Annotated in this window: 11 protein-coding genes and 2 pseudogenes; 3 read left to right on the forward strand and 10 right to left on the reverse strand. The window is 61.0% G+C overall.

All coding sequences use genetic code 11. The annotated features are described in order from the left end of the window. Both AC6I6L_RS08555 and AC6I6L_RS08560 read right to left on the reverse strand, forming a co-directional pair. Positions 1-1,595 (reverse strand): DUF7282 domain-containing protein (locus tag AC6I6L_RS08555; protein WP_497917408.1); only part of this gene is annotated, 1,595 nt, incomplete at its 3' end. A gap of 190 nt (positions 1,596-1,785) precedes the next feature. Next, the gene (locus AC6I6L_RS08560) at positions 1,786-2,265 is read right to left on the reverse strand and encodes a helix-turn-helix transcriptional regulator (RefSeq protein WP_497917332.1); all 480 of its coding nucleotides are present in this window, start codon (positions 2,263-2,265) and stop codon (positions 1,786-1,788) included. Between the two features lie 497 nt (positions 2,266-2,762). On the opposite strand from AC6I6L_RS08560, the gene AC6I6L_RS08565 reads away from it, so the two are divergent. After that, the gene (locus tag AC6I6L_RS08565; protein ID WP_497917333.1) at positions 2,763-3,422 is read left to right on the forward strand and encodes a MaoC family dehydratase; all 660 of its coding nucleotides are present in this window, start codon (positions 2,763-2,765) and stop codon (positions 3,420-3,422) included. A gap of 6 nt (positions 3,423-3,428) precedes the next feature. Here the strand turns inward: AC6I6L_RS08565 and AC6I6L_RS08570 are convergent, their stop codons facing one another. Beyond that, on the reverse strand, positions 3,429-3,782 hold the full coding sequence (locus AC6I6L_RS08570; protein WP_497917409.1) for a hypothetical protein: 354 nt from the start codon (positions 3,780-3,782) through the stop codon (positions 3,429-3,431). Positions 3,783-4,165: 383 nt separating this feature from the next. After that, a complete protein-coding gene (locus AC6I6L_RS08575) occupies positions 4,166-5,167 on the reverse strand; it encodes an NAD-dependent epimerase/dehydratase family protein (RefSeq protein ID WP_497917334.1) in 1,002 nt (333 codons plus the stop codon). 333 nt (positions 5,168-5,500) lie between these two features. Between AC6I6L_RS08575 and AC6I6L_RS08580 the strand changes: the two genes are divergently transcribed. After that, positions 5,501-6,868 (forward strand): dihydroorotase, encoded by a 1,368-nt coding sequence (locus AC6I6L_RS08580; protein WP_497917335.1) that lies wholly within the window; start codon positions 5,501-5,503, stop codon positions 6,866-6,868. A gap of 97 nt (positions 6,869-6,965) precedes the next feature. Beyond that, complete coding sequence (locus AC6I6L_RS08585) at positions 6,966-7,172, forward strand: hypothetical protein (RefSeq protein WP_497917336.1); 207 nt, start codon at positions 6,966-6,968, stop codon at positions 7,170-7,172. A gap of 91 nt (positions 7,173-7,263) precedes the next feature. Here AC6I6L_RS08585 and AC6I6L_RS08590 read toward each other — a convergent pair. The 6 genes and pseudogenes from AC6I6L_RS08590 to AC6I6L_RS08615 form a co-directional block, all read right to left on the reverse strand. Continuing rightward, positions 7,264-7,458 (reverse strand): annotated as a pseudogene (locus tag AC6I6L_RS08590) (quinone-dependent dihydroorotate dehydrogenase); the annotation flags it as partial. Between the two features lie 85 nt (positions 7,459-7,543). Beyond that, complete coding sequence (locus tag AC6I6L_RS08595) at positions 7,544-8,020, reverse strand: PIN domain-containing protein (RefSeq protein WP_497917410.1); 477 nt, start codon at positions 8,018-8,020, stop codon at positions 7,544-7,546. 27 nt (positions 8,021-8,047) lie between these two features. Next, positions 8,048-8,299 (reverse strand): annotated as a pseudogene (locus AC6I6L_RS08600) (AbrB/MazE/SpoVT family DNA-binding domain-containing protein); the annotation flags it as partial. A gap of 94 nt (positions 8,300-8,393) precedes the next feature. Then, positions 8,394-9,593, reverse strand: coding sequence for a thiolase family protein (locus AC6I6L_RS08605; protein ID WP_497917337.1), 1,200 nt, complete (start codon positions 9,591-9,593; stop codon positions 8,394-8,396). A 114-nt stretch (positions 9,594-9,707) separates the two neighbouring features. Continuing rightward, positions 9,708-11,318, reverse strand: a complete 1,611-nt coding sequence (locus AC6I6L_RS08610) for a hypothetical protein (protein ID WP_497917338.1) — start codon at positions 11,316-11,318, stop codon at positions 9,708-9,710. Positions 11,319-11,323: 5 nt separating this feature from the next. After that, complete coding sequence (locus AC6I6L_RS08615; protein ID WP_497917339.1) at positions 11,324-12,088, reverse strand: ABC transporter ATP-binding protein; 765 nt, start codon at positions 12,086-12,088, stop codon at positions 11,324-11,326. Positions 12,089-12,421 lie beyond the last annotated feature (333 nt).

Genomic DNA, 12,421 nt, shown 5'->3' on the forward strand with positions numbered 1-12,421 from the left:
GGTTCCTCGTCAACGGGTTCCTCGTCAACGGGTTCCTCGTCAACGGGTTCCTCGTCAACGGGTTCCTCGTCAACGGGTTCCTCGTCAACGGGTTCCTCGTCAACGGGTTCCTCGTCAACGGGTTCCTCGTCAACGGCCTCTTCCTCGATCGTTAGCGTTGCGGTCTGTTCTGCGTCCTCGGTGAAGACGCCGTGCGTGTAGTCGCCGGGTTCGAGGGGGGTCGTGTCGATGTCCTCGAAAGTGACGGTTTCGCTCTCGTTTGCGCCGAGAGTAACCTCTTCGCTCGCCAGCGCCTCACCGTCGACGCGGAACTCGACGGTCTGGTTCGCTTCCTCCTCGCCGGTGTTCGTGACCGTCGCGGAGACGTCGATAATCTCGCCCTGCGGGACGCTCACGTCCATCGGCTCGAGGTCGCTTACGTTGAAGGCTGCCGCTTCGGGTTCCTCTTCGACGGGTTCCTCATCGATCGGCTCTTCGTCAATGGGTTCCTCTTCGACTGGTTCCTCATCGACGGGTTCGTCCTCGATTTCGTCACCGATCACGAGGACAATGACCGTTGCCTCCTCGATGGTGATGTCTAGTGCTTGCTCTTCGTCGACGGGTTCTTCATCGACTGGTTCTTCTTCAACGGGTTCTTCTTCAACGGGTTCTTCGTCGACGGCCTCTTCCTCGATCGTCAGCGTTGCAGTCTGTTCTGCGTCTTCGGTGAACACGCCGTGGGTGTAGTCACCGGGTTCGAGGGGTGACGTGTCGATGTCCTCGAAGGTGACGGTCTCGCTCTCGTTTGCGCCGAGAGTAACCTCTTCGCTCGCCAGCGCCTCACCGTCGACGCGGAACTCGACGGTCTGGTTCGCTTCCTCCTCGCCGGTGTTCGTGACCGTCGCGGAGACGTCGATAATCTCGCCCTGCGGGACGCTCACGTCCGTCGGCTCGAGGTCACTCACGTTGAAGGCTGCCGCTTCGGGTTCCTCATCGATCGGCTCTTCCTCAACGGGTTCTTCTTCGATCGGCTCTTCCTCAACGGGTTCTTCTTCGACCGCTCCGTCGACGGTGACGACGGCATCACCGGTCACCGGTTCGTTGTCGGGCGTGAGGTATGGGGTGTCTTCTTCGCCTTCGGTTTCGACGAAGTCGTACTCCTGGTTATCGTTCGTATCGAGATGTGGCATCGCGATGAGCGTCTCGTCTTCTTCGAGTGTCTCATCGAAGGTCACCTCGACGTTCTCGTGTGTTCCCGCTTCGAGATACTCGGAGACGCCGATGACGCTTCCGATCACGTTGCCGACGAGCAGGCTGCTGTCGTGAATCGTTACGAAGCCGCCCTCTTCCATCGTGACCGATTCGACTACGACGGATTCTCCGTCGGTCGCCTGATCTTCGAAGGTTACGTCGGCTTCTGGAACGTCGGAGTCCGTTTCGTCCGACGCTGTCTCGTTTGTCTCACCTCCTTCGTCGTCTGTCTCTAGTTCGTCCTCACCAACACCGTCGTCCTCCTGAATGGTTGCTGCAGGGGCCGCTCCTGCAACCATTGCCCCGCTCGAGGACAACATCATCAGTGCGGTGAGCAGTACAAGTAGCTGGTTGCGTGCGTTCATGTTGTGCCCTGAAGGCATCCACGAATCGGGGAGTGCGACGTATAAACCGGCACTACCATTTCGCGGAGAAACTGGATAATACGGCCTAGAAAGGTCGTTTACTGGCTCTCTGGGATCACTGGAAACACACGATTGCAGACAAATTTGCGCCCCCTCACTCACCGATTGCCGATCGTCGCTTGCCAGTTGCCTACCGCTTTTCGTACTGCGCTCGTTCCGGCGATTTCGACGCCGTCGGTTCGTGTCCCGACAGGCAGACCAGATTCTCGCGCCCGAGACGGAGTTTCGTCACCTGCCCGTCATCCTCGAGATCCGCAAGGAGACGACTGACTTTTGCCTTCGACCAGTCGACGGCGTCGACGATCTCCGACTGTTTCATTCGACCGCCGTTTTCCCTGATAATCCGTTGGACGCGTTCCTGATCGGTCAGAAACTCGTCGCCGCTTGCTCCGTCGTCGACCGCGCTCAGCGAATTCGACTCTTCGAGTCGATTTCGGATGGCCAATGCACCGCCGAGAACCGCGAGTGCAACGATCCCTGCGAGCGCTGCGAGGTGTGGTCCCCACTGAATCTGGGAAGGAACGAGCGATAGTCCGTTCCCGCTGCTGTCGGTGACGAACCATAGTACAACCGTGACGGCGGCCGTCGGTGTTCTGTCGTGGATTGTCATAGGGGCAACTGGTGGGATGTGTTCTGGCTCACGGCTTTCTTGTCCTGTACCGTCGTGACCGGTCTACAAAATATTTCTTATAAGACATGTTTTCTTACTGGGTTATCTGTATCTCACATCGAGTGGAACCACTGATACGTCGATCAAGTCGATTCTCACTCCGTTCAGAGATTAGCGACACGCTACTGATGTCGCCGACGCCTCGTTCGTGTCAGGGAACCACACTCGTCTCATGGGTGCTGAAACGCAGTTGTCCAAGCGTCCGAATAAACTCGCTCGGACGTTTGCACGCCTTCGCGTCAGTTATTGCTGGATTCAGGGCGTAAGTTATGGTTTCAGTTATTGTTCGTAGTCTCTGAACGACCGGTTGCCATCTCCTCCCAGCATTCTTATTATCGAAAAGAGCCGAGAGTACACTAACGTACCTCGATCGAACCGTACAGAACGGTCCCGATCGATCGGTACCCGATAGCCGACAACGGGTACGAACAATACAGATGACGCCGTTTACAGACACACTCCGGGCCTGGTCCCGCGCCTCGGATCACGTCGCTGCGAGTCTTCGCGAGGCAACCCGTGCGACGATGGCCGCGTTTGGAGCACCGGGAACGGTCCGAACCGGGCGGAAAACCGGGACGACTTCGGCGGCTGCGACGCTGTCCGTCGCCGAGGATGCGCCGTCGGCGGAGTCGGCGATCCCGTCGATCGTCCACGAACAGTGGGAGATGAATCGAACCGTCGACGAACCGTCCGCGATCACCGTCGGTGATACGGTCACGTTCGCGAAATCAATTCACGAAGCAGACGTCGTCGCCTTCGCCCAGGCGACCGGTGACACGAACCGACTCCATCTCGACGATTCGTTCGCTGACAACACGCGGTTTGGCGGTCGGATCGCTCACGGGACGCTCGTTTCGGGGCTGATCAGCGCGGCGCTAGCTCGGATCCCTGGTCTTACCGTCTACCTCTCTCAGGATCTCGAATTCGTCGCCCCGGTTTCGATCGGTGACGAGTTGACGGCTACCGTCGAAGTGCTCGAGGACCTCGGCGGCGATCGGTATCGCCTCGAAACGATCGTGAATGCGAGTGACGGACCCGTCGTCACTGGCGAGGCGGTCGTTCTCATCGATCCACTTCCGGAATCAGCGACCAACTGACGCCGCTCAGACGCCCGGAACGCCGATCGCGTCGAATCCAGTGACGCCGATGATCGCGAGTACGTACAGCACGATCAACACGGAAAGCCAGGCGACGATCGTAATTGCGGCAGCGTCGACCCAGCCGCCGGGATACCGGGCGTTAATTACTGTGAGATACGCGATGAAGACCAGCAACGGTCCGAGCAGCGGTATCCATCCGAAAAAAAATCCGACGACTGCCCACACGATGGCGCCGATGAGGGCGGTAACCACTGCGTACGTGTAGTCTTCCGAATCGACGATCACCTTCGCCCCGAAATAGATGCCCAGCGCGCCGATTAGCAGGCTGACGACGAAGACGATGATGCTTCCCGCCATCTCGGGGACGATCGCTTGACCAATCATATCGGGGATGGTCGCTTGCGATACCGTTAGTTATCGCTCTCCTACACGAACACGTCCGCTCGTAATGCTCTATGAGCGGATCGACCGTCGCTTCAAGCACCGATAACGGGACCGAAATCAACTGCTGTTGATATTTATGATCCACCGATCCTCCGACGGATCGTCGTCCGTGTCGAATCTGTCTCAATCCGAGCGCCGTTTTTTTCGGGCCGTCTTCGACCGATACGGTTTGTTGTGATTCTTTACCGGTGATCGACACACCGGTCGGGCAATCACCGGTAAAACGTCACGGCGATCCGGATGGATCGCTCACACTCGACCGTGGTCGGTGGTTGGCCATCCCGATTGATCACCGCTCAACTGTACGTTTCGTGGTCCGCTTCGGACTCCTTCGGTGTATTCTGATCGACGACTGGATCGATCGTCGTTTCGGACGCAAGCGACGCGAGACCGGTCTCGAGACTTACGCGGGGCTCGAAGCCGAGCTGGCGAGATGCACTGGTAATATCCGCACCGCTGTGTCTGATATCGCCGGCTCGCTGTTCGCGGTGAACGATCGGTGACGAGGACCCCGTTACCGCTCGAATCGTCTCTGCCAGGTCCAGAATTGACGTTCTGGTCCCGGTGCCGACGTTGTATGCGGTCCCGACGTCGTCCGTCGTTGCCGCCCGAAGGTTCGCGCGGACGACATCACTGACGTGGACGAAATCCCGCGTCTGTTTGCCGTCGCCCGCGATCGTTATCGGCTCGTCCGCTCGCGCCTGCTCGAAGAACGTCGAGATAACGCCGCTGTACGGGCCTTGCTGGCGCTGCCCGTAGACGTTGAAATACCGCAAGGCGACGGTCGGGAGATCGTACAGCTCTTGGTAGAGGCGTGCGTACTGGTCGATCGCCAGTTTCTGGACGCCGTAGGGGGAGGTCGGTTCTTTCGGTGCGGTTTCCGGAATCGGCAGTTCAGAAGGGTGGCCGTAGACGGCCGCACTCGAAGCCAGGACCACCCGTGCGTCTTCTTGCCGTGCTTGTTCTAACACGAGGACGGTCCCGTCGAGGTTGGTTTCGTTCGTCTGCCGCGGGTCGTCGACGGTTCGTGAGACGCTGACGACTGCGGCCTGGTGAAAGATCACGTCGACGTCGCGTGCGGCCCGCTGGAGCGCGATCGGATCGGACACGTCGCCTTCGATGACGTCCACGTCATCAGGGAGATACTCCCGGCGTCCCGTCGAAAAATCGTCGAGCACGCGGACCTCATCGGCGGGGTCGAGTGCCTCGACGAGGTGGCTCCCAATAAAGCCCGCCCCACCGGTGACCAGTACCGTGCTGTCACGAAGCAATCGCGCCGTCTCAGGCTCCCGTTCCATTAGGTCGGCAGAGTAGATTCACACTGTTTAGTATCTCATCGCTACTGAGGAATAGGTATCTCCTACCGTCCGGGTAGCAGGTGATTACGGTCGATTTTCAGGGTAACGTACTCGGAACTAATCTATCGACCTCCTCACGCGCCTGAAGACGTGGGAATCACCCCGATCCTTCCAGCTACTGGCCAGCCGTCGCTCTCGCATTCCCATCGCAGATTGCCGGCCAGCCGTCGCCTCCGTCGCGATCGGTTCTCGGTCACTGTCACCCCGGAGTCGCTGTCATCGCCCTGTCGGCCAACAGAAGCTATTTGCGGCCCCCTCCGAAACCCCCCGCCAATGAGCGTCGACCTCGTCGTGCGAAACTGTACCGTCGTCACCCCCACCGGACGGAGTCCGGACACGGGTGTCGCTGTTGCAGACGGCTCGATCGTCGGCGTCGGCCGGAGCAATCGACTCCCCGAGGCCGATCGGGTCATCGACGGCGACGGAGCGGTCCTGGTTCCGGGGATCGTCGACTGTCACATCCACAATCGCGAACCCGGTCTCGAGTACAAAGAAGACTGGAAGTCTGCGACCCGGGCAGCCACAGCGGGCGGCGTGACGACCGTCGTCGGCATGCCCAACACTGACCCCGTGATCGATCGACCGGATCACCTCGAATTGAAATACGAGCGCGGGGAGGAATCCGCACACGTCGATTTCCAGAGCTACGCCGTCATCACGAGCGAGAACCTCGATCAGATCCCCGCTCTCGACGAGGCCGGCGTCCTCGGCTACAAGATTTTTCTCGGGTCGACAGTGGGGGACGTGCCGGCACCGAACGACGGTGAAATTCTCGAGGCGATGGAGCAAATCCGTGAAACGGGCAAACGACTCGGCTTCCACGAAGAAAACGGCGAGATCATCGACCACTACACGGAACAGTTCACAGCCGCGGGAAAGAACGATCCGATCGATCACTCTCACTCCCGACCAGTCATCGCGGAACGGGAAGCCGTCGAGCGGATGATCACCTTCGCCGCGAAAACCGACGCGTCGATCCACATGTTCCACGTCTCGTCTGGATCGGCGGCCGAGGCCGTCGCGGATGGCAAAGCCCGTGGCGTCGATGTGACCGCCGAGACGACCCCTCACTACCTCTGGTTTACCGAGGAGGTTATGCGCGAGAAAGGCAATCCGGCCCGGATTCAGCCGCCGATTCGCAACGCCGCCGAACGCGAGACGCTGTGGGAAGTCGGCATCGACGGCGGTGCGATCGACTGTTTTGCGACCGACCACGCACCCCACACGCCGGCGGAAAAGAACGTCGACGACCCGTTCGGCAACACCTGGGATGCGGTTTCGGGTTTCGTCGGCCTCGAAACGGAGGTGCCGGCGATGCTCACCTTCGTCGATCAGGGCCGGTTCACACTCGAGGAGTGGGTCAGACGCCACTCGATGCGGCCCGCCCAGGTCTGGGGGATGTATCCACAGAAAGGCTCGCTACTGGTCGGGACTGACGCCGACTTCACGATCGTCGACCCCGATCTGGAGTGGACGCTCGAGGATGCAACGACACTCCATTCGAAGAACTGCGTGACGCCGTTCGAGGGCGAGTCGTTCGTCGGGAAACCGATCGCGACCGTGGTCCGCGGCGAGGTCGTTTTCGAGGACGGCGCGGTCGTCGGTGAGTCGGGCTACGGCACGCGCGTCGACGTCGACTGAGCGAGGTACCACCAGGCACCCGCCGCGTTTCCAGCGCGTGAAATTCGTCTGCCAGTTATATCTCAGTGGTGCTCGTGAGCCAGCATCACGGCCACCGATGACAACCAACGATATTTCGTCGGACGAGACGGAACGACTCAAAGCTGTATATCTCTCTGTTACCGGCGATACGGATCCAGTGGTCGAGTCACAGATCGAAGACTCGAACACGCGAGAAATTCGCGACCAACCGGCGAGCAACGCCGTCGGTCCGGCCGAACATCACGGTCTCGACGATGCGATCGACGATCCGGGTCCGGGCTGATTGAGTTTCAGTTTCGCTCAGATCCGGACAGAACTGACGCCGAACTGGCTCCTTTTCGCTTCGAGGACCGAACACCGGGCTGCCCAGCGATTTAGTCCGAGATGTCCGCGCCGACCGCCTCCTCGTTTGAGGCGCCTCCGTCCTGTTCGAGCAGGTCGACCAGCCCGCGATTGATTCGCCTCGCGCTCGAGGGTCCTCCGTAGACGACGGGATTCGTCTACGGAGTGTGCAATTGGACGAGCGACGCGTCAACGCGGATTTTCCGGTCGGCGCTCACCGGCGAGTCGCCGCTGTTGGGGTTCGGAAACACGGTGTCGGACAGGGCGACCTCGAACGACTGGTGAGTGTACTGGTTGGCTCCGACGAAATATTTACGACGGATTGACAGTTACCGACGGAACGTACGTCTCGTAGAACGCGTCGTCGAAGCTGACCAGCGCATCCCCGTCTACGGCCGCGTGCCCGCCGATTATAAAGTCCGCAGCGATGTGTTGATGGGGTGTGAGATCCTCACTGCACGCGTCACAACTGACGGTTCGTTTCGTCCCACACGACGGGCACTGAAGCCCGTTCGGTCGCCGGGCGGTATACTGTTGGAACTGCTCGCCTGCCAGAAACAGTGCCTCCTGCGAGGGTTCGACAAGTTGGATACTGAGGTCCTGGAGGAAACGATCGAGTTCCGCTGCGGTCTCGAAGTGACCGTCCGCCGCGAGTTCGCCGTACACGATCGGCGTAGTGACGACGCGCCCCTCTCGGTAGACCCGCCGAAGTTCAGTTTCGCTCGTGTCCGTGTGTTCGTCGTCGTACAACAGCGCGAGAAGCGCGTTCGTATCGATCGCCGTGATCACGCCTCTGTCCCAGACTCGTCGAGTTTTTTTATCGTCGACGACACGAGGGAACTCGCCGCGGAGCCGACGCATACGATCTGGCATCCCCTCGTCGCTCTCGGCGCTGCCGCGATATTTCTCGAAGGGGTCTTCTCCGCCAGCCGTGGTGGGCGCTTTTTTCCGAAGCTCGTAGCCGGACTCGATCGGTTCGAAAGCGATCTCATCACCGGGTTCGATACCGAGTTCGTCCCGGATGTGTTTCGGGATAATGACCTGCCCCTTGGTGGTAACACGCGGCATAGCAGTACAGAGCGGGTAATACCTATTAGTATTACGCTGGCGCGTTTGCTAGCGTTTTGGAGCGCACCGCCAGAGTACTGACCGACCGTTCTCCTCAGACTTCCTCGAACACCGCTACGATCGCTCCACCTCCGCCAATGCTCATGCCGACCATTCCACGCTGGATGTCCGGATCGTCCCGAAGCTGAGAGGCGAGACTGGCCGCGAGCATCCCACCCGAGGCACCGATCGGATGGCCGAAGGCGATCGCCCCGCCACAGGGGTTCATTTTTTCACGGGGAATACCGACGCGTTCCATGACGGATACCGACTGGGCGGCGAAGGCCTCGTTGATCCAGTAGGCGTCGACGTCCGCCACGTCGAGACCGTTCCGATCGAGCAGTCCCGACACCACGTCGCTGACGGCCTCGTTGAACTCGTCCGGGTCCCGGTAGACGACGTTGTAGTCGACGACCCTGGCCATCGGTTCGAGGTCGCGATCGGCCGCCGTATCGGCGTCTGCCAGCAACACTGCCCCCGCGCCGTCGCTGAGCTTCGAGGCATTGGCTGGCGTGATCGTGCCGTCGTCGCGAAAGGAGGCCGGCAGGTCGGCCAGAGCCGACAGCGACGAGTCCGGGCGCGCCCCCTCGTCTTCCGCAATGGTCTTGCCTCCCGTTTCGACGGGGACGATTTCTTCATCGAACTCGCCGGACTCGATCGCGTTCGCGGCGCGCTGGTGACTCTCGAGGGCGTACTCGTCCTGAGCCTCCCGGGAGATGTCTTCGCGATCGACGAGCCGTTCGGTGATCTCGCCCATGTGCACGTCGAGATTTCGGTCCCACAGCGAGTCGAGGAGCATCGAGTCTTTAATCTCGATATCGCCGTACCGACGGCCTTTGCGGTAGTCCGGCAGAATCCACGGGGCGTTCGTCATCGATTCGAACCCACCCGCGATCGCGAAATCGGCGCGGCCGGCCGCGATCCGATCGACCGCGAGTGCGATCGCGCGCATCCCCGAGCCGGACGCCTCGTTGACCGTGGTTGCCTGGGTCGCATTCGGTAGGGAGGACTCGACGACGACCTGCCGACCCGGAACCTGTCCGATGCCGGCCTGAATCGCGTTGCCGAGACAGACCCAGTCGATGGCTTCGCCGGCGACCGAGACGCGATCGAGCAGGCCGTCGACGGCGACCCGCCCCAGTTCGACCGCCCGTACGTCTGCGAGCGATCCGAGTAGGGTTCCGTGTGGCGTTCGTGCGCCGTCGATCAGCACGATTTCAGCGTCGGACACTGAGGGATCATCGGACCTGGGCATGGGCAACCGGTCCACGCGGAGCCGTATGAACGTTGACGCCGACTGCGGGGCCAGTTTGCGACCCGAAACCGATCGTGGGGGCAGTTTGCGGTCCGACACCGGCGATTTAACCGTTCAATCGAAGTGAAACGTTTCGACGGATCGAACGGCGTATCCCGCCGACAGTATCCCGAGAGGGACCGCAAGGAGTGCCGTTAGCGCCGTTCCGGCGAATCCGACGGTCTCGTTCGACGTTCCAAGCAGTGACGACAACGCATCTCCGCCGATCGAACTGTGTCCGAGCAGTACCGGCAGGGCGACGACACAGATCACGACGGAGTAGACGGTGAACGCGAGTAAACTCGGGACGATCGCCTTTCGGCTCCGGGAGACGCTGACCGCCTCGAACCGGGGAAAGGCAGCACCGATCCCGGTCGCGATCGGTCCGGCGCTGAGGACCAACAGCAGTCCGCCCAGTGTAAGCGACGCGACCGACCCACCGCCCAGTGGGCTTGCCAGTCCGACGACGACGGTTGTCACGACAGCCACCGGCCCGGCGAGGAGGGACGCAGCGACGACGTGGCCGATGACGAGCGTTCGACCCGGCGCTGTACTCAAGAGCGTCGCAGGGAGGACGGCACCCTCGTTCCCGACGACGTTGAGCGTAAACAGCGAACCGGCGATCCACGCGCTACAGAGGACGATCCACAGCGGGAAGGAACTGCCGACGGTCCCGGTCTGGACGACCGTCGCGATCGGATTCACCAGCACGATGAGCGGATAGAGGACGAACGAGAGGGCGATCGGTGCTCTGCGGGCCCGTTTCCAGTCCGTCAGGACGACACCGACGACTGGCTGTGGGAAGATTGTCGAGAGGCGGGTCTCGCTTACACCCGTCGACTGTGCTGGTGTCGTCTCCTGTTCGACGTGGACGCCGTCGGCGTACCAGAGCCACTCGGCCAGCCGTGGGAGGAGTCTTGCGCATACGAGGATAACGACACCACTCGAGACCAGCGCGCCGATACTTCGAGCGATCGATGCCTCGGAAACGGTTCCCAGGAGCACGAGATCGGCGTACCAGCCGATCGGTGTCGGTTCGAGGGTCCAGAACACCGGTTCGAGCACGCTGGCAAAGTTTTGCGTGACGATCAGCCAGAAGTAGGCCGCGCCGAGAACGACGAACGTGACGGTCCGAAGTCGCGTCAGCAGTTTGGATCGGACGCCGGTGTTTCGGACGAGCAGCGCGCCCAGAACGCCGATCGCCAGCGCCGTCGTCATCGTCACGCAGAGAGCGACGAACGCGAGTGGCGCGAGGGGTATCGATCGTGCGCCCGCAGCGAACGCGATTGCTCCGGCACCGCCTGCCAGTCCTGCGAGCGTACCCCAGAGTGTACCCTCGGCAAAGAGGAGTCCGCCGAGAAACTCGCGATGGGAGACGGTCGTCAGGTGCCCGTCGAGTCGGTCCGGCCGAAGCACGGTCGTGTACGCGCGATAGCCGCCGAATACTGCGACGCCGACCCACAGGTAGACAACACCCATCCGAACCCACTCGAGTGGGGTCTCGATATCTCCGGCCGCGATCGCGCTCCCGAAAACGTAGAGACCGGCCAGCATCGCCAGCGAGAACGGAACGAGAAACAGCCCGGCGACTGCGAGTGCGATCACCTGCACCGTGTTCGTCTGTAGAACCCGCCAGCGTCGACGAAGTTCGGTCCGGCCGATCGCTTCGATGTGATTCCAGTGCATCGATGTCACCTTGCCGACGTTCCGTGGTCGGTCGTCACCGTGAGGAACACGTCCTCAAGGGTCGAACCGGTCTCGGTTCCGCGTTCGACCTGTCTGGTCAGTTCCTCGGGCGCGCCTTCGGTGACGATGTGGCCGTCGTACAGCACACCGACTACATCAGCGAGTTCTTCGACGACCGGAAGAATGTGCGTCGAGAGAAAGACCGTGTGGCCGTCGGCGGCGAGCTCCCCGATCGCGTCCATCACGGTTCGTGCGGCCCGCGGGTCGAGTCCGCTCGTGGGCTCGTCGAGGAAGACGACGTCCGGCTCGTGTACCAGCGCCTGAATAAGCCCGATCTTCTGGCGCATCCCCTTCGAGTAGTCTTCGATTCGCTTGCCGCGATCTTCGAACAGATCGAATCGATCGAGCCACGCATCGATTCGTTGCTCTGCCTCTTCGGGAGGAATATCGCGCAACCGCGCGAAGTACTCCAGCTGTTCGCGCCCAGTGAGTTCGTCGAACAGCGGTGGCTCTTCGGGAAGGTATCCGATCGCGGAACGGACGGCATCTCGATCGGTTACCGGTGCCCCCGTGATCCGTGCAGTGCCAGACGTTGGTCGCGTGAGCGTCGTCAGCATTCGCATCGTCGTCGTCTTTCCCGCGCCGTTCGGACCGAGGAATCCGTACACTGTTCCGCGCTCGACGACGAGATCGAGGCCGTCGACGGCCGTCGTGGAACCGAAGCGTTTCGTCAGTCCCTCTGCCTCGATCGCGGGTTGTGTCCCACCCATCGTATCTGCCCTCGATTTGGCTCCTCGATAGATAACTCCGATAGATATTTTTCTCACTCTGAAAGTACCCCTTCGAGTACAACCAGTGTCGTCTCCTCTCGGGCCACGTTGCCGGCCCGTCCGCCCATTTTGGGAGCTAGCCCAATTCGAGCGTAACGCGTCCGGGCGTTCCAGATTCGCCGCTCGAGAGAAACCAAACGTTCTCAACGTTCTGTACCGAAACGAGACGAATCGACACTTACCACCCGAAAAACCCCACTGGAATCCGGAGATTGCCGGCAGATAACGAAATCGTTTTCCTACGGCTACCGCTTGGTCTGACTAACAACCAGA

It is taken from the genome of Halosolutus sp. DAT137 (genome assembly GCF_059736405.1).